This is a genomic window from Cryobacterium sp. W22_MBD10_FK3, assembly GCF_052113745.1.
Classification (GTDB): domain Bacteria; phylum Actinomycetota; class Actinomycetes; order Actinomycetales; family Microbacteriaceae; genus Cryobacterium.
Window position 1 is genome coordinate 58931 of sequence record NZ_JBGQOH010000016.1, and the last position, 21231, is coordinate 80161.

22 protein-coding genes are annotated in these 21231 nt (G+C 68.8%); 3 read left to right on the top strand and 19 right to left on the bottom strand.

The annotated features are described in order from the left end of the window. Positions 1–139 precede the first annotated feature (139 nt). Together ACEN2M_RS14145 and ACEN2M_RS14150 are read right to left on the bottom strand one after the other, a co-directional pair. The gene (locus tag ACEN2M_RS14145; RefSeq protein WP_441648778.1) at positions 140–652 is read right to left on the bottom strand and encodes an amino-acid N-acetyltransferase; all 513 of its coding nucleotides are present in this window, start codon (positions 650–652) and stop codon (positions 140–142) included. 123 nt (positions 653–775) lie between these two features. Continuing rightward, positions 776–3301: an ATP-dependent Clp protease ATP-binding subunit gene (locus ACEN2M_RS14150; RefSeq protein ID WP_441648779.1), complete on the bottom strand. Its 2526-nt coding sequence runs from the start codon at positions 3299–3301 to the stop codon at positions 776–778. Between the two features lie 239 nt (positions 3302–3540). Here ACEN2M_RS14150 and ACEN2M_RS14155 point away from each other — a divergent pair, with 239 nt between their 5' ends. After that, entirely contained in the window at positions 3541–5079 is a 1539-nt protein-coding gene (locus ACEN2M_RS14155) for a hypothetical protein (RefSeq protein WP_441648780.1), read from the top strand. Positions 5080–5088: 9 nt separating this feature from the next. Continuing rightward, a complete protein-coding gene (locus ACEN2M_RS14160) occupies positions 5089–6066 on the top strand; it encodes a pirin family protein (RefSeq protein ID WP_441648781.1) in 978 nt (325 codons plus the stop codon). 7 nt (positions 6067–6073) lie between these two features. Here ACEN2M_RS14160 and cls read toward each other — a convergent pair whose 3' ends face one another. From cls to tilS, 16 genes are all read right to left on the bottom strand, one after another. Further along, entirely contained in the window at positions 6074–7528 is a 1455-nt protein-coding gene (gene cls / locus ACEN2M_RS14165; RefSeq protein ID WP_441648800.1) for a cardiolipin synthase, read from the bottom strand. An 11-nt stretch (positions 7529–7539) separates the two neighbouring features. Beyond that, complete coding sequence (locus tag ACEN2M_RS14170) at positions 7540–7716, bottom strand: hypothetical protein (RefSeq protein WP_441648782.1); 177 nt, start codon at positions 7714–7716, stop codon at positions 7540–7542. Between the two features lie 39 nt (positions 7717–7755). Then, positions 7756–7908, bottom strand: coding sequence for a hypothetical protein (locus ACEN2M_RS14175; RefSeq protein WP_441648783.1), 153 nt, complete (start codon positions 7906–7908; stop codon positions 7756–7758). A gap of 5 nt (positions 7909–7913) precedes the next feature. Further along, positions 7914–9461 (bottom strand): lysine--tRNA ligase, encoded by a 1548-nt coding sequence (gene lysS / locus ACEN2M_RS14180; protein ID WP_441648784.1) that lies wholly within the window; start codon positions 9459–9461, stop codon positions 7914–7916. 58 nt (positions 9462–9519) lie between these two features. After that, on the bottom strand, positions 9520–10395 hold the full coding sequence (gene panC / locus ACEN2M_RS14185) for a pantoate--beta-alanine ligase (protein WP_441648801.1): 876 nt from the start codon (positions 10393–10395) through the stop codon (positions 9520–9522). Positions 10396–10397: 2 nt separating this feature from the next. Then, entirely contained in the window at positions 10398–11177 is a 780-nt protein-coding gene (locus tag ACEN2M_RS14190) for a Rossmann-like and DUF2520 domain-containing protein (RefSeq protein ID WP_441648785.1), read from the bottom strand. Next, on the bottom strand, positions 11174–12862 hold the full coding sequence (locus ACEN2M_RS14195; protein WP_441648786.1) for a PH domain-containing protein: 1689 nt from the start codon (positions 12860–12862) through the stop codon (positions 11174–11176). Before ACEN2M_RS14195 ends, ACEN2M_RS14190 begins: the two co-directional genes overlap by 4 nt. After that, the gene (locus tag ACEN2M_RS14200; RefSeq protein WP_441648787.1) at positions 12859–13455 is read right to left on the bottom strand and encodes a PH domain-containing protein; all 597 of its coding nucleotides are present in this window, start codon (positions 13453–13455) and stop codon (positions 12859–12861) included. The genes ACEN2M_RS14195 and ACEN2M_RS14200 overlap by 4 nt, the downstream gene beginning before the upstream one ends. Next, on the bottom strand, positions 13448–13939 hold the full coding sequence (locus tag ACEN2M_RS14205; protein ID WP_441648788.1) for a DUF3180 domain-containing protein: 492 nt from the start codon (positions 13937–13939) through the stop codon (positions 13448–13450). Before ACEN2M_RS14205 ends, ACEN2M_RS14200 begins: the two co-directional genes overlap by 8 nt. Then, the gene (folK, locus tag ACEN2M_RS14210; RefSeq protein WP_441648789.1) at positions 13936–14595 is read right to left on the bottom strand and encodes a 2-amino-4-hydroxy-6-hydroxymethyldihydropteridine diphosphokinase; all 660 of its coding nucleotides are present in this window, start codon (positions 14593–14595) and stop codon (positions 13936–13938) included. Before folK ends, ACEN2M_RS14205 begins: the two co-directional genes overlap by 4 nt. After that, positions 14592–15032, bottom strand: coding sequence for a dihydroneopterin aldolase (folB, locus tag ACEN2M_RS14215; protein WP_441648790.1), 441 nt, complete (start codon positions 15030–15032; stop codon positions 14592–14594). The genes folK and folB overlap by 4 nt, the downstream gene beginning before the upstream one ends. Further along, a complete protein-coding gene (gene folP / locus ACEN2M_RS14220) occupies positions 15029–15835 on the bottom strand; it encodes a dihydropteroate synthase (protein WP_441648791.1) in 807 nt (268 codons plus the stop codon). The genes folB and folP overlap by 4 nt, the downstream gene beginning before the upstream one ends. Further along, entirely contained in the window at positions 15832–16410 is a 579-nt protein-coding gene (gene folE, locus ACEN2M_RS14225; protein WP_441648792.1) for a GTP cyclohydrolase I FolE, read from the bottom strand. The genes folP and folE overlap by 4 nt, the downstream gene beginning before the upstream one ends. 10 nt (positions 16411–16420) lie before the next feature. Next, positions 16421–18433 (bottom strand): ATP-dependent zinc metalloprotease FtsH, encoded by a 2013-nt coding sequence (gene ftsH, locus ACEN2M_RS14230; RefSeq protein WP_441648793.1) that lies wholly within the window; start codon positions 18431–18433, stop codon positions 16421–16423. Positions 18434–18518: 85 nt separating this feature from the next. Then, positions 18519–19079, bottom strand: a complete 561-nt coding sequence (gene hpt, locus ACEN2M_RS14235; RefSeq protein WP_441648794.1) for a hypoxanthine phosphoribosyltransferase — start codon at positions 19077–19079, stop codon at positions 18519–18521. After that, on the bottom strand, positions 19066–20097 hold the full coding sequence (gene tilS, locus ACEN2M_RS14240; protein WP_441648795.1) for a tRNA lysidine(34) synthetase TilS: 1032 nt from the start codon (positions 20095–20097) through the stop codon (positions 19066–19068). Before tilS ends, hpt begins: the two co-directional genes overlap by 14 nt. 46 nt (positions 20098–20143) lie before the next feature. Between tilS and ACEN2M_RS14245 the strand changes: the two genes are divergently transcribed. Beyond that, the gene (locus ACEN2M_RS14245) at positions 20144–20635 is read left to right on the top strand and encodes an inorganic diphosphatase (protein WP_441648796.1); all 492 of its coding nucleotides are present in this window, start codon (positions 20144–20146) and stop codon (positions 20633–20635) included. A 79-nt stretch (positions 20636–20714) separates the two neighbouring features. Here the strand turns inward: ACEN2M_RS14245 and ACEN2M_RS14250 are convergent. Then, positions 20715–21231, bottom strand: a 517-nt coding sequence (locus ACEN2M_RS14250) for a C40 family peptidase (RefSeq protein ID WP_441648797.1), incomplete at its 5' end; no start/stop codon positions are given.

A 21231-nucleotide genomic window follows, 5' to 3' on the forward strand; every position in this document is an offset into this window, starting at 1 on the left:
GCACACCGTGCAGGTTGGCCGGAGTGCCGTGGGGTGCAGCCTAACGACCGACTGTGTCCAGTTGGTTACGCGTCGGCAACATGCTCAGATGAGCAGGAAAACGCAGAAGGCGCCCACATCTGAGCGGCTCCGGGCCGGCTCAGACCAGGCGCTTGAGCATCCGGGTGTTGCCGAGGGTGTTCGGCTTGACGCGGGCCAGGTCGAGGAACTCCGCGACACCCTCATCGGGCGAACGCACCAGTTCCGCGTAGACGGCCGGGTCAACGGTTTCGGTGCCCATGTCGACGAAGCCGTGCCGGGTGAAGAAGCCCACCTCGAAGGTGAGGCAGAACAGGCGGCTGAGGCCCAGCTCCCTGGCGTCCGCTTCGAGCCGGGCGAGGAGGGCGTGTCCGACGCCCGAGCCCAGCCAGTTCTCGGCCACGGCGAGAGTGCGCACCTCGCCGAGGTCCTCCCAGATCACGTGCAGGGCGCCGCATCCCACCAGATTGCCGTCCTGGTCTTCGACGACCCTGAATTCCTGCACGGCCTCGTAGAACACCACGCGGTCCTTGCCGAGCAGGATGCGCTGCTGCACGAGAGGCTCCACCAGCGCCTGGATGAGCGGCACGTCGCGGGTCTGCGCCCGGCGCACGATGAACTCCTGGTCTGTCACGTCCGCCCGCTCTCCTGACCGCGACTGCGGCCGATTCAGTTTCGCCGAAAGGTCAAGTCTATGGGCGGCACGACGAACGGCCCGGCGGAAATCCGCCGGGCCGTTCGTCGTATGCCTGTTCTGCTAGTCGCTGGTGATGGCCAGGTCGGGCGTGCCCGGTCCGGTTCCCACCGCGGCGGCGGCGTTGATGCCCACCGAGACGGCCTCGTTGCGGTTCGTCGTGGTGAACACGTACTCCCCGTCGACGAAGTCCACGTGCACGTGGTCGCCGGCGTTCAGCTCACCGTGCAGGATCTTCTCGCTCAGGCGGTCCTCCACCTCGCGCTGGATCGCGCGACGCAGCGGCCGGGCACCCAGGGCGGGGTCGAAGCCGACCTCGATGAGGTGCTCCTTCACCGCGAGGGTGAGGTCGATGGTCATGTCGCGGTCGAGCAGCCGGTCACCCAGGCGCTTGATGAACAGGTCCACGATCTGCAGCAGTTCGGGCTTGGACAGCTGCGGGAAGACGATGATCTCGTCGACGCGGTTGAGGAACTCGGGCTTGAAGTGCTTCTTCAGCTCCTCGTTCACCTTTCCGCGCATCCGGTCGTAGCTGGTGGCCGTGTCGCCCTCGAGCTGGAAACCGACGGGCGAGCCGCTGATGTCCCTGGTGCCGAGGTTGGTGGTCATGATGATGACGGTGTTCTTGAAGTCGATCACACGACCCTGGCCATCGGTCAACCGGCCCTCTTCCAGAATCTGGAGGAGCGAGTTGAAGATGTCCGGGTGCGCCTTCTCGATCTCGTCGAACAGCACCACGGAGAACGGCTTGCGGCGCACCTTCTCGGTGAGCTGGCCGCCCTCTTCGAAGCCGACGAACCCGGGAGGGGCACCGAACAGGCGCGACACCGTGTGCTTCTCGCCGTACTCGCTCATGTCCAGCGAGATCATGGCGGCCTCGTCGTCGAAGAGGAACTCGGCGAGCGCCTTGGCCAGCTCGGTCTTACCGACGCCGGTGGGGCCGGCGAAGATGAACGAACCGCTCGGACGCTTCGGGTCCTTCAGGCCCGCACGGGTGCGACGGATGGTCTTGGCGAGCGCCGAGATGGCCTCTTCCTGACCGATGACGCGCTGGTGCAGTGCCTTCTCCATGAAGACGAGCCGCGAGGACTCCTCCTCGGTGAGCTTGAAGACGGGGATGCCGGTGGCCTGGGCCAGGACCTCCGCGATCAGGCCCTCGTCGACCACCGCGGTGGTCTTGACGTCGCCGGACTTCCACTTCTTCTCCAGGCGCAGGCGCTCGCCGAGGAGGTTCTTCTCCTCATCGCGCAGACCCGCGGCCTTCTCGAAGTCCTGGTCCTCGATCGCGGTTTCCTTGGCGGCACGCACCACGGCGATCTTCTCGTCGAATTCGCGCAGCTCCGGCGGGCTGGACAGGATCGACAGGCGCAGGCGTGCGCCGGCCTCGTCGATCAGGTCGATGGCCTTGTCGGGCAGGAAGCGGTCGGAGACGTAGCGGTCGGCCAGGTTGGCGGCGGCCACCAGGGCGCCGTCGGTGATGGACACCTTGTGGTGCGCCTCGTAGCGGTCGCGGAGCCCCTTGAGGATGTTGATGGTGTGCGGCAGCGACGGCTCGTTCACCTGGATGGGCTGGAAGCGGCGCTCGAGCGCGGCATCCTTCTCGAAGTGCTTGCGGTACTCGTCGAGCGTGGTCGCGCCGATGGTCTGCAGTTCACCACGGGCGAGCAGGGGCTTGAGGATCGAGGCCGCGTCGATGGCGCCCTCGGCGGCACCGGCTCCGACGAGGGTGTGGATCTCGTCGATGAACACGATGATGTCGCCGCGGGTGCGGATCTCCTTGGTGACCTTTTTCAGGCGCTCTTCGAAGTCGCCGCGGTAGCGGCTGCCTGCGATGAGCGAGCCGAGGTCGAGCGAGTAGAGCTGCTTGTCCTTCAGCGTCTCGGGAACATCGCCCTTGACGATCGCCTGGGCGAGGCCTTCGACGACGGCGGTCTTGCCGACGCCGGGTTCACCGATCAGCACGGGGTTGTTCTTGGAGCGGCGGGAGAGGATCTGCATGACCCGCTCGATCTCCTTCTCGCGCCCGATCACCGGGTCGAGTTTGTTGTCGCGCGCCGCCTGGGTGAGGTTGCGCCCGAACTGGTCGAGAATCTGGCTGCCCGCGGGGTTGGCTGCGGTCTCGTTCGCGCCCACCTGCACCTGCTCCTTTCCCTGGTAGCCGGAAAGGAGCTGGATGACCTGCTGGCGCACCCGGTTGAGGTCGGCGCCGAGCTTGACCAGCACCTGGGCGGCCACGCCCTCGCCCTCGCGGATGAGCCCGAGCAGGATGTGCTCGGTTCCGATGTAGTTGTGGCCGAGCTGCAGGGCTTCGCGCAGGCTCAGCTCGAGGACCTTCTTGGCGCGCGGCGTGAACGGGATGTGACCGGTGGGCTGCTGCTGGCCCTGGCCGATGATGTCCTGCACCTGTTCGCGTACGGCATCCAGCGAGATGCCGAGGCTCTCCAGGGCCTTGGCGGCCACGCCTTCACCCTCGTGGATGAGGCCGAGCAGAATGTGCTCGGTTCCGATGTAGTTGTGGTTGAGCATCTTGGCCTCTTCCTGGGCCAGGACGACGACACGACGAGCTCGGTCGGTAAATCTCTCAAACATGTGAACACTCCCTTGGCGCCAGGGCGGTTATGGCACCGATACAAAGAGAGTAACCAGCGGATGCCCGGATGCGTGCCTCTGTTCGCCGTGGGCGTGACGGATGTGACCCCCAGGGTCGTCTCCGTCCGACTCGTCCGGCGTGCCGGTGCCCTTGCGAGGGCACCGGACTGCGCAAATACTGTCTCCATCCGGCTCCACGTTTTCGCGACCCGCGACCGCAGGCGAAAGGCGGCGGCACCATGGACGGCTCCCCCGACCCGGTCGGCACCCGCGGCGCCGGACCGAACGGCTCCCGCACCATCCCCGGCCCCGCCGACCCCGCCGATGAGATCGCCCGGCTCTCCGCCGAGAACGCCCGGCTGCGCGGACAACTCGGTCCGGCCGCCGAACATCGCGCGGCGGCCAGGTGGCGGGCGTTCTTCGCGGCGCTGCTCATCACCATCGGGGTGATCCTCGCCCCGGTGAGCGTGGTGGCCTACTGGACCAAGGGCTACATCAACGACACCGACAGGTTCGTCGCCTCGCTCGCCCCGCTCGCGGATGACCCGGCCGTGCAGGCCTACCTGGTCGACGAGATCGTCACCGTGGTGAACGACAACGTCGACATCAACGGCATCACCAAGAACCTGTTCGACGGCCTGGCCAACCTCGACCTCCCGCAGGAGGCCAAGGACGCCCTCGGGCTGCTCGAACAACCCGCCACGCAGGGCGTGCAGGGCCTGATCAGGTCCACCGCCACCAACATCGTGGCCTCGGACGCCTTCGCCCAGCTCTGGGAGCAGGCGCTGCGGACCAGCCAGACCCAGGTCATCGCAGCGCTGGAGGGCGACACCTCGACGGCGTTGGTGATCAGTGACACCGGTGAGCTCGGCATCCAGCTGGGGCCCATCATCGAGGAGGTCAAGAAGGAGCTGGTGAACCGGGGCTTCTCGCTGGCGCAGAACATCCCCGAGGTCGATCGCACCATCGTGGTCGCCCAGTCCGACTCCCTCGTGCAAGCACGCACCGGGTACCAGCTGCTGAACGTGCTCGGTTTCGTGCTGCCCCTGGTGAGCCTGGGCCTGATCGTGCTCGGCGTGCTCGTGGCCAGGCGCCGGGCGCGCACCATGATCTGGGCCGGGCTCACCCTGGCCCTGGCCATGGCCCTGCTCGCCGCCGGCATCGCGGTGGGACGGATCCTCTTCGTGAGCGCCCTGTCGCCGACCTACCTGCCCAACAATGTCGCCCACGCGCTCTATGACGCCGTGGTGCCGTTCATCAACACCACCGCCCTGTCGGTGGGGCTCGTCGGATTCACAGTGGCAGTTGTGGCGTACCTGGCCGGGCCGTTCCGCGGGTCGACGATAGTGCGCCGGGCCACCGTCGGCACGGCCGCGCGGCTCCGTGCCGCGGCGGCGGGGGCCGGGGTCACGACGGGCGGCTTCGGGGACTTCCTGTACCACTACCGGCGTCTGGCCCACGTGCTGATCGGGTTGGCTGCCGCCGTCGCACTCTTCTGGCGGCCGCTCACTGTGCCCGTGATCATCTGGACCGCCGTGCTCGCCCTTCTCGCCGTGCTGCTCGTCGAGCTGCTGCAACGGCCGCCTGCCATGCCGGGCGGTCCCCCGGTGTCCACGCTCCGGACCGGGGCAGGCTCCCCGCCGCCGGCCGGACCGGTCGGCGGCGAAACCGAGAACCCGACCCGGCCCCTGCCGCCAGGCGACCCCGACGACCTGCAAGGCCAAACCGGCCCCACCGAACCTCTCGAACCGATCCGCGCACCGAGCCGTGCGGATTAGGCTCGCAGGGTGAGCAACCTCGAAACCGAACCGGCCGAGATCGTCTGCGACACCCGCACGAGCACCGGGGCGGATGTCGTCATCCTGCAGCCCAGGGACGTCCCCCTGGGCGGACCGCGAGCGATGGACGTGCGCCGCACCCTCCCCCAGCGCGAACGCAGTCTCATCGGCGCCTGGTGCTTCGTCGATCACTACGGTCCAGACGACGTCTCAGTCACCGGCGGCATGGTGGTGCCGCCGCATCCGCACACCGGACTTCAGACGGCGAGCTGGCTGTTCGCCGGCGAGGTGGAACACCGCGACAGCGTCGGCAGTCTCGCCCTGGTGCGCCCCGGCGAACTGAACCTGATGACCGCGGGCGCCGGCATCAGCCACTCGGAGGTGTCCACCCCCGCCACAACGACTCTGCACGGTGTGCAGCTCTGGATCGCCCTGCCCGAGCTCACCCGGCATCAGGCGCCGCGATTCGAGAACCACGTCATCCGGCCGATCCTCCGGAACGGGGTCACCCTGCATGTCTTCCTCGGCACCCTGGCCGGCCAGACGGCCGCGGCCAGCGGTGACACCCCGCTGCTCGGCGCGCAGATCGACCTGCCGGCGGGATCGTCACTCGACCTCGACGTGGAGGCGAGTTTTGAGCACGGCGTTCTCGTCGACACCGGCACCGTGCGGTGCGCCGGCGCCATCGTGGCGCAGAACGACTTGGGCTTCGTCGACGCGGGTCGCTCGGTCATCCGCCTGGAGAACGCCGGCGACGGCCCGGCCCGCGTGGTTCTACTCGGCGGCGAGCCGCTCGGCGAACAGATCGTGATGTGGTGGAACTTCATCGGGCGCAGCCACGACGAGGTCGCCGCCGCGCGCGCCCAGTGGCAGGCGGAGGTGATCGCCGGCACGGATACCGCGGGCCGGTTCGGCCAGGTGGCGTACCACGGCGCCGCCCTGCCGGCTCCCGTGCTGCCCAACGTGAGACTCAAGCCCCGCCGGTAGGCCCCGCTTACTGCACGGCCGAGGTCAGCCTGGCGAGGTTGTCGAGGATCGTCGAACGCAGCGGCTGCTGCATCCACTCGTCGAGGGTGAGTTCGCGGCTGTCGGCCCGGTAACCGTCCTCCACCGCCCGCAGCGCCTCAACGAACGATGCCCCGCGCACCATCAACGAGACCTCGAAATTGAGGCTGAACGAACGCATGTCCATGTTGCTCGAGCCGATCACGGCCACGTCGTCGTCGATGGTGAAGTGCTTGGCGTGCAGAACGTAGGGCGCCTTGTACATATAGATCTTCACGCCCGCCCGCAGCAGTTCTTCGTAGTAGGAACGCTGAGCGTGATAAACGAGGGCCTGGTCTCCGATCTCGGAGACGAACAGTTCAACGTGCAGGCCCCGCTGCACGGCCGTGGTGATCGCATACATGATCGACTCGTCGGGCACGAAGTACGGGCTGGTGATCACGATGCGTTCCTGCGCGTAGTAGAGCAGCGCCAGGAACAGGCGCAGGTTGTTCTCTCCCTTGAAGCCGGGACCGCTCGGCACGACCTGGCAGTCGATGGCATCCGAGATCTGCTCGGGATGCACCGGCTCGATGTCGCGGGTGAGGAGCTCGTTGGTCTCGCTGTACCAGTCGGTGATGAAGATCGCGTTCAGCCCCGAGACGATGGGGCCCTCCAGCCGCACCATCAGGTCTTTCCACTTGAGGCCGCGGCGGATGTTCCGCTTCATGTTGTAGGTGCGGTCGATCACGTTCTGCGACCCCATGAACCCCACCCGACCGTCCACGATCACGAGTTTGCGGTGGTTGCGCAGGTCAGGTCGCTGCCACTGGCCCTTGAACGGCTGCAACGGCAGCATCAGCTGCCACTTCACCCCGGCGGCCGTGAGGCGGCGTTTGGTCTCCTTGAAGCCGGGCTTCCGCATCGACTGGATGTGGTCCATCAGCACCCGCACCGTGACGCCGCGCTTCACGGCGTTCTCGAGCGAGTCGAAGAAGGCGGCGGTGGTGTGGTCGAGCGAGATGATGTAGAACTCGACGTGCACATACTTGGTGGCCTTGTCGATGTCGGCGGCCATCGCGGCGAGGGTCTCCTCGTAGTCGCCGTGCAGTCGGGCGCGGTTGTCACCCACCAGCGGCATCGAGCCCAGGTTGCGGTTGAGCTGCACGACGGATTCGAGCCAGCCCGGCCACGGATGTTCCCGGGTCACCCGCTCCATGCCGTCGGTGCTGTCGAGGATGAACTGGTTGATCTCGGCCTGCATCTCGACCCGCCGCTTGGGCAGGGTGCGGAAGCCGATCAGCAGAAACAGCAGGGCCCCGAAGTACGGGATCAGGAAGATCGCCAGCAACCAGGCCATGCCGGAGGTGGGCCGGCGGTTGCGGGGAACCACGATGATGGCGACCACCCGGATGGCGAAGTCCACCAGGAATGCCACCACGAGCAGGATGGTGGACAGGTCGATACCGAACACGGTCAGCCGGCCGGTTTGTCGAGGCCGAGTCTGGCCCGTTCCTCCGCTTCAACTCGGGCGTAGGCGTTTCGTTCGGTGCGGTCGGCGCGGATGATGGCGCGCATGATGATCCAGAAGAGCACCCCGACCAGCACGGTGGGCGCGAGCGAGTACAGTGCGTTGGCCCAGAGATCATCCATAGTTCCTCCAGCCTACGCGATCCGTCGCGCCCCTTGCCGCTACCTCGTGAGCAGACCGAAGATGCCGGAACCGAGCAGGTAGAGCCCGATGCCGCCCACCACGACCCACACCATGATCCGGTTGGTCGACGGACCTTTCTTCTTGCCGTCGTCGTCGGGTTTCAGCTCGTCTTTAGGCAGAAATGTCATCATGAGCGTCACTTTACCAACGGGAAGAGGATGGTCTCGCGGATGCCGAGGCCGGTCAGCGCCATCAGCAGGCGGTCGATGCCCATGCCCATGCCGCCGGTGGGCGGCATGCCGTGTTCGAGAGCCCTCAGGAACTCCTCGTCCAGGCGCATCGCCTCCGGGTCGCCGCCGGCGGCAAGCCTGGCCTGCTCCACGAAACGTTCGCGCTGCACGACGGGGTCCACGAGCTCGGAGTACCCGGTGGCCAGTTCGAAGCCGCGGATGTAGAGGTCCCACTTCTCCACGACGCCGTCGATCGATCGGTGGCCGCGCACCAGCGGGCTGGTGTCCACCGGGAAGTCGAGCACGAAGGTGGGCCGCACCAAGCCGTCCTTCACGAAGTGCTCCCACAGTTCCTCGACGTACTTGCCGTGGATCGGGTGGTCGACCTCGACCTCCTCGGCGGCGGCGAGGGCCTGCAACTCGGCCAGCGGGGTGGCCGGGCTGATCGTGCGTCCCACGGCCGCCGACAGGCTGTCGTACATGCTGATGCGGTCCCACTCGCCGCCCAGGTCGAACTCGGTGCCGTCGGCCCAGGTCACCACGTGCGAACCGCCGGTGATGGCCGCCGCCGCATCCTGGATCAGGGTCTGGGTGAGCTCGGCGATGGAGGTGTAGTCGCCGTAGGCCTCGTAGGCCTCGAGCATGGCGAATTCGGGCGAATGGGTGGAGTCTGCGCCCTCGTTGCGGAAGTTGCGGTTGATCTCGTAGACCCTGTCGATGCCGCCGACGACGGCGCGCTTGAGGAAGAGTTCTGGCGCGATGCGGAGGAACAGTTCGGTGTCGAACGCGTTGCTGTGCGTGGAGAACGGCCGGGCCGAGGCGCCGCCGTGCATGGTCTGCAGCATCGGCGTCTCGATCTCGAGGAAGCCACGGCCGGTGAAGGTGGCGCGGAGGCTCGCGACGGCCTGGGAGCGCTGCACGACGGTGCGGCGGGCCTGCTCGCGGGCGATGAGGTCCAGGTAGCGGCTCCGCACCCTGGTCTCCTCGCTGAGCTCGGAGTGCAGGTTGGGCAGCGGCAGCAGGGCCTTGGCGGCGATCTGCCACTCGGTGACCATCACCGACAGTTCGCCGCGGCGGGAGGAGATGACCTCGCCGGCGACGAAGACGTGGTCACCGAGGTCGACGAGGTCCTTCCAGGCCGCGAGCGACTCCTCGCCGACGGCGGCGAGGGAGACCATGGCCTGGATGCGGCTGCCGTCGCCGGACTGCAGGCTGGCGAAGCACAGCTTGCCGGTGTTGCGCAGGTGCACGATGCGGCCGGCCAGGCCCACCGTGTCGCCGGTGGCGGCATCAGCTTCGAGCTCGCCGTACTGGGCGCGCACGGCCGGGATGGTGTGGGTGACCGGCAACGACACCGGGTATGCGCCGCCGCCGGCGCTGGTCGCGGCCGCGTTCAGGCGGTCCCGCTTGGCCAGCCGCACGGCCTTCTGCTCGGTCAGTTCGGCCGCAGCCTGGGCGTCAGCGTTGTGAAGGTCGCCGTTGTCGCCGGGCACGGCGTCGGGGGTGGTGCTCATGCGGTTTCTCCGTCGGTGGGCGTACACGGGCCAAGCCCGGCACCCCGTTGAAAAGCGGTTAGGGGATGTCCAGTGAAATGTTGTCGATCAGCCGGGTGCTGCCGACCACCGCGGCGACCAGCATTCTGGCCTGGCCACGGTAGTCGTCGTCGACCGGCAGGTAGGTGTGCGGGTGCACGACAACCAGATAGTCCAGTTTAACCAGTGGCTGGGCGCCGATTACCGCGTGCGCGGCCACGATGGCGGCCGGAACCCCGGCGTGGGCGGCGCCGGCGCCGGCGGTGAGCCCCACCGACAGCGACCTGGCGGCGCTGCGGGCGGCCTCGTCGAGGTTGCGATTGCGGCTGGACAGCGCCAGGCCGTTGTCTTCCCGCACGGTGGGCACGACCTCAATCCGCACCCGGAGGTTGAGGTCGGCGACCATCCGCTCCACCAGGAAGACCTGCTGGGCGTCTTTCTGGCCGAAGATCGCGATGTCGGGTTCGACGATGTTGACCAGCTTGGCGACGACGGTGAGCATGCCGTCGAAGTGGCCGGGCCGGGCCGCACCCTCGTAGAGCCCGCCGACGGCGCCGGCGGTCAGTCGGGTCGACGCGGCGCCGTCCGGGTACATCTCGTGGGCGTGCGGCGCGAAGACGAAGTGGGCGCCCTCCTCGGCCAGGGCCAGCACGTCGGCGTCGAGGGTGCGCGGGTAGGTGTCGAGGTCTTCGTTCACACCGAACTGCAGCGGGTTGACGAAGATCGACACCACGACGATGTCGCCGACGGCGACGGCTCGCCGCACCAGCTCCCGGTGGCCGGCGTGCAGGGCGCCCATGGTGGGTACGAGCACCACGTGGGCGTCGCCGCCCCTGGCTGCTGCGTTCTGTTTGGCGAGGCACAGTCGATTGCGCAGCTCGTCGATCGTGTCGATGACTTCTGGCTTGGTGAGCACGGTCACTGGTCCTCCGGGTCAAACGGGTGAGTCGGGTATGGCGGGTCGAGTAGGTGGGGGGTCTCGCCCAGATCGGCGAGGTCGTCGAGCGGATGCCTGGCGCCGGTGCGGGTGAGGGCGTTCTCGATGGCCGAGCGCACCAGTGGGGCGATGACGGCACCCGGCGCGCCGATGCCGATCTCGCTGAGCAGCCGGGTGGATTGCTCGACGATCGAGCTGGAGAACGCCGTGGCGGTCTCGATGGCCTCGGCGTAGACCTCCCGGTCGCCCTCGGCCACGATCACCGGCTCCCCGCCCATCTCCACGACGAGGGCCTGCGCGATCGGCAGGACGGGGGCGGGTGCGGTCACGGCGAAGTAGCTGTCGGCCAGGCGGCTGATGTCCAGGCTGGTGCCGGTGAACGACATCGCCGGGTGGACGGCCAGCGGGATGGCGCCGGCCCGCTGGGCGGGCAGCAGCACGTTGGCGCCGTACCGGGCTGAGGTGTGCAGCACCAGCTGGCCGGGCTGCCAGGTGCCCGTGGCGGCGAGTCCGGTCACGAGGCTCTCCAGCTGATCGTCGGGCACGGCGATGATCACCAGTTCGCTGCGCTCCACGACCTCGGGCACCGTGAGCACCGGCACCTGGGGCAGGATCGCTTCGGCGCGGTCGCGGCTGGCCTGCGAGATCGCGGAGATGCCGATCAGGGCGTGCCCGGCTCCGGCCAGGGCGGCGGCGAGGATGGGTCCGACGTGGCCGGCGCCGATGACACCGATCCCGAGACGGCCGGGGCGCTGGGTCACGTGGTCACCTCAGTGGCGGGGCCGGCCGGGCCGACGGGCGCCGCTTCCGCCGGCGCGGCCGGCGCTGCGCCCTGCCCGACGAGGGCGGTGCGGCTCCAGTGGTGGCTGGTGTCGGAGTCCGCTGACGCGACGGCGCCGGCCGTGACGACCTCGAGGAGGCGCACCGCCTCACCGGCGTCGATCACCCCGAGGGTGGCGCTGACCGGTCCGGCCACGGTGTGCAGTCGCGCGGTCGCCAGCCGGAGCCGACGGCGAACCGGGCCCTGGTTGATCCCCACGCTCTGCAGGCGGGCCAGGGGCACCAGCACGAGTTCCCTGGAGAGCACACCGCGGCGGAGCAGGACGGCACCGGCCGAGACGGCGTAGCCGGTGCGACGCCAGGAGAACGGACGCAGCCAGGCGGCGCGGCGCGGCGCGTTGTGGAAGCCGTCGTCACCGCCGCGGGAGGTGAGGCCGCGCTGGATCAGGGCGCGCTGCTCGTCGATCGCGAACTCGGGCAGGATCAGCTCCAGCACCTTCTCCACGTCGTGCAGCGACCCGACCGGCAACACCGTGGTCGCGGCCGCGCCGGCGGCGCCGTCGTTGGTGGAGTGCCCGGCCTTGTTGATGCTGATCTGCCACCAGCCGAACGGGCGCCAGGCCACCGGCTGGGTCACACCGATCGCGTGGATGCGGCCCGGCGGCAGGGTCTCGTTGCTGGTGGTGAGCAGTCCGAAGCCCACCCGCACGCCGTCCCTGGTGCCGGCGATGCTGTAGCGCAGTGACTTGGTGAACCTGGAGAAGTAGTACCCCACGCTGGCGATCAGGCCGGGGAAGATCGCGATCAGCAGCCATTCGCTGCCGCCGACGATGACGCTCACGATCAGGGCCACGATGGCGACCGCGACGAAGATCGTGAAGCCGCTGAACACTATCGAGCCGATCAGTCGCAGCAGGGGAATCCGCACCACGGACTCCGGCGGTGCCGCGTCCGGGTCCAGCTCGGGGGCGAGGAATTCCCCGACCCGCGCGCTGGCGTAGTCATTCAGGGCCTGCCGGCGGCCTCCGCCGGTTGCGGGCAGGCTGCCGCCCTGCGCGTCGGCGGGTGTGGGGTCGGGCAGCATGCCGGGATCCCCGGCGCCCTGCCCGGGCCCGTACGGCATCGGGGTGTCCTCGGCGGGGCGGGGCTGCCGGGCGCCGGAGGCCAGCTGCAGGATGTCCCGGCGCAACCCGTCCGCCAGGGCCGAACCGAGGTAGGCCAGTTGCACGTTGGCATCCTGGCCGGCCACGCTCACTTCGAGTTTGGCGGCGCCGAACAGCCTGGGGATCAACGGGCGCACGATGTTGACGCCCTGGATGCGGTCGAGCCGGGCCTGCCGGTGACTGCGGAACAGGATGCCGCTGCGCACCTCGACGGATTCTTCGCTCACCCTGAAAGTGTGCATCCGCCACGACAAGGTGAACGCGACGAGGATGACGATGAGGATCGCCGCAGCGATGAGCAGCGCCCAGCCCACGGCCCCGCGTTCATAGATCTCGTCGAGCGGGTCGCCGGACTCCCGCGGGATTCCGAAGACCACGTCGACGACGCGTTCGCGCAGGTTGGCGATCACGAAGCCGAGCAGCGCGAAGACGAAGATGCCGCCGCGCAGCAGCGGGCTCGCTGGATGCAGGCGGTGCCAGTCCCCGTCGGCGAGGGAGGTCACAAGCCGGCCCGTCGGCTCTCGGCCAGTTCGACGAGGCGGTCACGGAGGGCATCCGCGTCGGCCTCGGCGAGGCCGGGGATCGCGACGCCGGAGGTGGCGGCAGCGGTGACGAACTTGAGGTCGGCGAGGCCGAGCAGCCGGGCGACGGGGCCGCGCGTGATGTCGACCAGCTGCATGCGGCCGTAGGGCACCGACACGAATCGCTGGTACATGATTCCGCGGCGGAACAGCAGGTCGTCGGCGCGCAACTGGTAGCCGATCGAGCGCACCCTGCGGGGTTCGAAGGCGAGCGAGACCAGGATCACCAGGGCGATCAGGCCGCCCACCCAGGCCGCCCAGACCTGGTCGAGCAGCAGCCAGAGCGCACCGGCCGCCGCGCAGACGATGACCAGGAAGACCACGGTGCCCACGATTTCGACCATGACGTACTTCGGCGACACGCGCTTCCACTCGCCCGCCTCGGGCAGGTCGAGACGGGCACCGACGGGAGCCACCGGCTCGGGCGTTGGCGGCGCACCGGCGACCGGCGTCGCGCCGACCGGCGGTTGCGGGGCCGGGAGCTCCGCGGGGATGCTGCCGGGATAGTCAGGCACGGGCTGCTCCGCCATTGTTGGGTCCCCCATTGTCGTGATCGTGATCGTCATCCGGCGGCAGTGTGCAGAAATGCTCCGCGACGAGACCGCCCGCGAGGAGGATCACGGCGCCGAGCGCCATTCCGATTGCGAGCCACAACGATGTTACCGCCGGTACCACCGACCGGGTGAGGATGAAGGCCACGATGCCCAGACCCGCTCCGAGCAGGAGCGAACTGGACAGGCTGGACGCCTTGGCGAGCAGGGCGATGCGCATCGCCCGGAACGGGTCGACGCGCCGTGTCGAACGGCCCCTGGTGGCCTGACGGATGGGCCAGGCCAGGGCCACGAGAATGACCGCGATCAGCACGAGCGCCAGCGGCAGCGTGATCGGCGGAACTATGATCGGCGCGCTCCAGGCTGTCGCCGCCAACTCGATCAGGAAGCCGATGACGAGTCCGGTCAGGCCCAGGGCGATCAGCGGGGTGGGGTGGGTGCGCTTCATCGGGGCCGCCCCTCCGGCCCGGTCGTGTCGTCGGGGAGGGTGTCGGCATCCGGGGTGCCGGGGCCGGGCCGGTCGTCTGCGCCGTGCAGGGTCGCGGTGTGGGCGACCTCGGTGTGCGCGGGATCGGTGCTTGCCGTCACCGGGTGCGCCCTGGCGGTGCGGTCGGCGACGGCCAGGAGCTCACGGACCCGGCCGCGACCGGGGAGCTCGGCCTCCGGGTCGATGTCGAGCCAGGGCGCCAGCACGAAGTCACGTTCGGCCGCACGCGGGTGCGGGAGGGTGAGCCTGTCGTCGCCGAGGCGAAGGTCGCCCACGCAGATCAGGTCGATGTCCAGGGTGCGATCGCCCCAGCGTTCCTCCCGCACCCGGCCGTGGTCGTTCTCGATGCCGTTGACGGCGTCGAGCAGGGCGTGGGGGTCGGCCGACCAGCGCACGGTCACCACGAGATTGAGGTAGCCGGGCGCGCTCAGGTCCACTCCGTCTGGTTTCACGGCGTCGGAGGCGTACACCGGGGACACCGCGGTGAGCTCGGCGTGAGGCAGGTCGGCGATGGCGCGCACGGCGGCGGCCAGGGTGCGTTCCCGGTCGCCGAGGTTGCTGCCCAGGGCCAGCACCGCGGTGGGGGCCGGGGTGGCAGTCGCGTTGATGTCGGTCATGCGTTGCCCCTCCCGGCCTGCGTGCGTTCTATCTGCGCGCGTTCGGTCTGCGTGCGTTCGGTCTGCGTGCGTTCTATCTGCGCGCGTTCTATCTGCACCGACACATCCGCGAACGGAATCTCGATGGGGGCCTGCGGTTTGTGCACCGTCACCCGCACCCGTTCGGCGGCGTCGTGCGCGAGCACCACGTCGGCGATGCGCTCGGCGAGGGTCTCGATGAGGTCAACGGGGTCGCGGCGCACCGCGTCGGCCACCTCCACGGCCAGGTCGCCGTAGTGGATGGTGCGGGCCAGGTCGTCGCCGGACGCCGCCGCCCGGAAGTCCAGCCACACCGTCACGTCGACGACGAACTCCTGGCCGTTTTCGCGTTCGAAATCGAAAACGCCGTGGTGTGCGGTGATCCGCAGCCCGGTGAGGGTGATCGAGTCGGTGCTCATGACCCTATTCTGGCCGATTCGACCCGGGCCAGCACGTTCAGGGCGGCGCGGGTGCCCGCGACGTCGTGCACGCGCACGGCCCAGGCACCGGCCTGCGCGGCCAGCACACTGAGCACGGCGGTCGGCAGGTCGCGCCGGTCGACCGGCGCGTCGGGCGGCAGCACCCCGGCCAGGAACCGCTTGCGCGACGCGCCGACCATCACCGGCAAGCCGAGCGGCGCGAACGCGTCGAGGTGCGCGAACACCCTCCAGTTCTGGTCGGCGTCCTTGCTGAAGCCGAGGCCGGGGTCCAGCACGATCTGGCTGCGCGTGACCCCTGCGCTCTCGAGCACGGCCACCCTGTCGGCCAATTCGGCGACGACGGTGGCGACAACGTCGTCGTAGTCGGCGAGGGTGTCCATAGTGCGGGCGTGGCCGCGCCAGTGCATGGCGATGTAGGTCAGACCGGTGCGGGCGACCACGGCCGCCATACCGGGGTCGGCGAGCCCGCCGGAGACGTCGTTGATGATGTGCACGCCGGCACCGGCGGCGCGCTCCGCGGTCTCTGCGTTGAGGGTGTCGACGCTGGTCATGATGCCCAGCCGGCTCAGTTCGGCGATCACGGGCAGCACCCGGTCCTGCTCCACCTGGGGCGACACCCTCTCGGCGCCTGGCCTGGTGGATTCGCCGCCGACGTCGATCAGGTCGGCGCCGTCGGTGTGCAGATCCACGGCGTGCCGAACCGCGGCCTCCGTGGTGGCCCAGCGGCCGCCGTCACTGAACGAGTCCGGTGTGACGTTGAGCACACCCATGACCAGGGTCACCGGATCGCCTGTGGTCCACCGATGAGGGCGATGATCTCAGAGCGCGCGACGGGCAACGCGAGGTCCCCGCGGCTGGCCATGGTGACGGTGGAGCTGTGCGTCTGGCGGGGACCGCGGGTTCTCACGCAACCGTGCTTGGCATCCAGAACCACCAGAATGCCCCGCGGCGCCAGGCCGGCCTCGAGCGCGTCGGCGATCTCCTCGGTCAGGCGTTCCTGCAGTTGGGGCCTGGCGGCGAGGGTCTCGACCACGTCGGCCAGCTTGCCCAGGCCCACGATGCGTTCACCGGGCAGGTAGGCCACATGGGCGGTGCCGAGGAACGGCAGCAGGTGGTGCTCGCAGACCGAGCGGAACTCGATGTCGCGCAGCAGCACGAGCTCCCCGGTCCGGTCGCCGACCGGCACGGTGTCCCGCAGGTGATCGAGCGGGTCCTGGGCGAGTCCGGCGAAGAACTCGGCGTAGGCAGACGCCACCCGCTGCGGGGTCGTCTGCAGCCCCGGCCGGTCCGGATCCTCGCCGATGGCGGCGAGGATCTCGGCGACGGCCGCTTCGATGCGTGGCTGGTCGACTCCCACGAGGGCCGCTCTACGCGGTTGCGGGACGCGGTTTGAGTGCGGGGGCGCGCTTGGGCTTGTCGGCATCCTCGCCGCCGCTGGTGACGCCGCCGTCGACCGCCGCACCGTCGATGGGCGCCTTCGGGGTCGGCATGGCGATGGGCGGCAGGTCGGAGACCGGGCGCTTGTCGCTGGAGAGCCACTGCGGGCGCGGCGGCAGCTTCTGCACTTCGGCGAAGATCGACACGAGAGCGGTCTGGTCGAGGGTTTCGTGCTCGAGCAGCTTGGTCGCCAGGTCGTCGAGGATTGCCCGGTTGGCGTTGATCACCGTGTAGGCCTCGTCGTGCGCGTTCTCGAGCAGCTGGCGCACCTCGGTGTCCACCCGCTCGGCGAGGCGCTCGGAGTAGTCCCGCTGGTGGCCCATGTCGCGGCCGAACATCATCTCGCCGGAGGCCGAACCGAGCTTGAGCGGTCCGACGTCGGAACTCATGCCGAATTCGGTGACCATCTTGCGGGCCGTCGCTGTGGCCTTCTCGATGTCGTTCGATGCTCCGGTGGTGGGGTCGTGGAAGATGATCTCCTCGGCCACTCGGCCGCCCATGGCGTAGGCGAGCTGGTCGAGCAGTTCGTTGCGCGTCACCGAGTAGCGGTCTTCGAGCGGCATCACCATGGTGTACCCGAGCGCACGGCCGCGGGGCAGGATGGTGATCTTCGTGACCGGGTCGGTGTTGCGCATGGCCGTGGCCACCAGGGCGTGCCCGCCCTCGTGGTACGCGGTGATGAGCTTCTCCTGGTCGCGCATCACGCGGGTGCGGCGCTGCGGACCGGCCATGACCCTGTCGACGGCTTCGTCGAGGGCGCGGTTGTCGATCAGCTGGGCGTTGGAGCGCGCGGTGAGCAGGGCGGCCTCGTTGAGCACGTTCGCCAGGTCGGCGCCGGTGAAGCCGGGCGTCTTGCGGGCGAGCACCTCGAGGTCGACTCCGGCGGCCATGGGCTTGCCCTTGGAGTGCACCTCGAGGATGCGCTTGCGGCCGAGCATGTCGGGCGCGTCGACGCCGATCTGCCGGTCGAACCGGCCGGGACGGAGCAACGCGGGGTCGAGGATGTCGGGCCGGTTGGTGGCCGCGATGAGGATCACGTTGGTCTTGACGTCGAAGCCGTCCATCTCCACCAGGAGCTGGTTGAGGGTCTGCTCACGCTCGTCGTGCCCGCCGCCCATGCCGGCGCCGCGGTGACGGCCGACGGCGTCGATCTCGTCGACGAAGATGATGGCCGGAGAGTTCTCCTTGGCCTGCTGGAACAGGTCGCGCACCCGGCTCGCTCCGACACCGACGAACATTTCGACGAAGTCGGAACCCGAGATTGAATAGAACGGAACGCCGGCTTCGCCGGCGACGGCGCGGGCGAGCAGGGTCTTACCGGTTCCGGGAGGGCCGTACAGCAGCACACCCTTGGGGATCCGTGCTCCGACGGCCTGGAACTTGGCCGGTTCCTTGAGGAAGTCCTTGATTTCCTGCAGTTCTTCGATGGCTTCGTCCGCGCCGGCGACGTCGGCGAAGCTGACCTGCGGGGTCTCCTTGGAGACCAGCTTGGCCTTGGACTTGCCGAACTGCATGACCTTGTTGCCGCCGCCCTGCATGCCGGCGATCATGAACCAGAAGAACGCACCGATCAAGAGGACGGGAAGCAGGATGCCCAGCAGCGACAGGAACCAGCTGGCCTGGGGCACTTCGTCGGTGAAGCCGTCCTTCGGATCGGCGTCGGTGACGGCGGTGATGACCTCTTCACCGCGGGGGGTGACGTAGTAGAACTGCACCTGCTCGCCGTAGGTCGAATCGGCCTTGGTCAGGGTGAGGTCGACGCGCTGTTCGCCGTCGACGATCTTCGCCTCCGACACCTTGCCGTCCTTGAGGAAGTCCAAACCCTGCTGGGTGGAGATTTCGCGGAAGCCCGACATGGTGAGGAGGCTCGAACCCACCCACACGGCGATGACCGCAAGGATGATGTAGAGGAGCGGCCCGCGCAGAAGTTTCTTGACGTTCATGGTGGTCACAGGCTACCGCTCTCGTACTGGGGGAACACCGAGTGTTCGCCCAAAGGTGAACTGGAGGAGGTCGTACGGGGAGAACCTACTCGCCAGTGGAGTACACGTGAGGGGCCAGCACACCGACCGAGCGCAGGTTGCGGTACTTCTCGGCGTAGTCAAGGCCGTAGCCGACCACGAACTGGTTGGGGATGTCGAAGCCCAGGTACTTGACGTCGATCTCGACGCGGGCGGCGTCGGGCTTCCGCAGCAGGGCGCAGATCTCCAGGGACGCAGGTCCCCGGGACTTGAGGTTGGCCATCAGCCACGAGAGGGTGAGGCCGGAGTCGATGATGTCTTCGACGATGAGCACGTGCCGACCGTGCAGGTCGGTGTCGAGGTCCTTGAGGATGCGCACGACGCCGCTGGACTGGGTGCCTGAGCCGTATGAACTCACGGCCATCCAGTCCATGGTCACCGGGTGCACGAGTTCGCGGGCCAGGTCGGCCATCACCATGACCGCGCCCTTGAGCACGCCCACCAGGAGCAGGTCCTTACCGGCGTAGTCAGCTTCGATCTGCCGCGACATCTCGGCCAGGCGAGAACGAATCTCGGTCTCCTCGATCAGGATTTCGGTGAGGTCGCCGTCAATGTCACGAGGTTCCATGGGTGTGGAAGGGTCCTTTGTTTTGGGTGTGTCGAGGAGCTGAAAAAAGTAGCATCCCCCCCTGCCGTTCCACTCTAACGCCTGGCAGGTCGAGCGCATTCTGCCCATGCCAGTGCGTGACGAGCCGTGCGACGGCCACGGTGTGGCTGCGTTCGAGGGACACGCCGAACCCGCTGGCGGCCACCTGGCGGATCATCCGTTGCCGCAGCGCCGCCGGGTTCGCGGCCAACCCGGCAACCGAAACGGCGATGCCGGCTTCGGTCGGTTCAGTGATCGCTGCCAGGATCCCGACCACCATGGTGTCGAGCGCATCGGCGTCCTCCCGCAGGGTTTCGGCCGTGCGGGCCAGCGCCTCGGCGATACCGGGCCCGAGCTCGTCTTCGAGCACGGGCAGCACGCGCTCGCGAACCCGCACCCTGGCGTACCGGGGGTCGGCGTTCTGCGGGTCCGACCAGGGCAACAGCTCGGCGTCCTCGCAGGCCTGCCTGGTCTGGGCGCGGCGGATGCCCAGCAGCGGCCGTCGATACGGGCCGCTGACCGGGGCCATGCCCTGCAGGCTCGCCGCGCCAGACCCGCGGGCCAGGCCGAGCAGAACCGTCTCGGCCTGGTCGTCGAGGGTGTGGCCGAGCAGCACCGCCACGGCTCCGGTGCTTCCCAGCGCCGTCTCGAACGCGTCGTAGCGCGCGGCACGCGCCGCAGCCTCCGGTCCGTCGCCGCCGGCATCCGTGACCGACACCCGCACGACCAGCACCGGGTCCAGCCCGAGCGTCCCGGCCTGCACCGCTGCGGCCTGGGCGACTGTGGCAGACCCGGCCTGCAGGCCGTGGTCCACGATCACGGCGCCGGCACGGAGTCCGGCCCTGGGGGCCTCGAACGCCGTGGCCGCGGCCAGGGCCAGCGAATCCGCACCCCCGCTCAAACCCACCAGCACGAGTCCGGCGTCCGGCAGTTGCTCGCGCACGGCGCGGCGCAGGTCGGCGATGGCCGGCGTCAGACGCGGGCGGCGGATGGACTCCATCCAGTAACGTTATCCGCAGACTTCGACACAAGGGAGATACCAGGCCATGGCCGAATACGACGCAGTCATTGAAATCCCACGCGGTAGCCGCAACAAGTACGAGGTGGACCACGAAACCGGTCGGGTGTACCTCGACCGGGTGCTGTACACGAGCTTCGTGTACCCGACCGACTACGGGTTCTTCGAGAACACCCTCGGGCTCGACGGCGATCCCGTCGACGTGCTCGTTCTCATCGAGTTCCCGCTCTTCCCGGGCGTCGGCATCTCGGTTCGCCCGGTCGGCGTGTTCAACATGACCGACGACGGCGGCTCGGACGCCAAGGTGATCGCCGTCCCCGCCGGCGACCCGCGCTGGGACTACATCCAGGATGTCACCGACATCCCGGAGTACACCCGCAAGGAGATCGAGCACTTCTTCGAGCACTACAAGGACCTCGAACCGGGCAAGTGGGTCAAGACCGAGGGCTGGGGCGACGCCGCCGAGGCCGACCAGATCGTGCGCGACGGTCTGAAGAAGCTCGTCGACGAAGGTCACTGACCCGCGCAGACTGAGCCGAAACACAGAAGCCGCTTCCCGATGGGGAGCGGCTTCTGTTTTTTATGCGACCGTCACCTGATCAGGCCGGGCGCCCGACGTACGGGGCCACCTGGCCGGGCGACCAGATGCTGTGCACCCGCACGGGCTTGCCATAGTCGGGGGCTTCGAGAATCTGCCCACCGCCGACGTAGATGGCCACGTGGTAGTAGTCGCCGGCCGATCCCCAGAACACCAGGTCGCCCACCTGCACCTGGGAGAAGGAGACGAGCTTGCCCTGGCCGGCCATGGTGTTGTACTGGCTGGTCGCCGAGTGGGTGCCGATGTAGATGCCGGCCGCGGCATACGCCGCTTTGGTGAGGCCGGAGCAGTCCCACACGTCGGGGCCTGAGCCGCCGAGCTGGTAGGCGTCACCGAGCTGGGCGCGTGCGAAGGCAATCGCGGTCTGCACGGCCGACTGATTGGGCGCGGCAGGGGCCGTCACCACGGGAGCCGGCGCGCTGCCCCCGGTGGCCGGAGCGTTTCCGGACCCGCCGGTGGCGGGGGCCGCTGGCGCAGGGGCGGCAGGGGCCGCCGGCGCGGCAGGCGCAGGGGCGGCA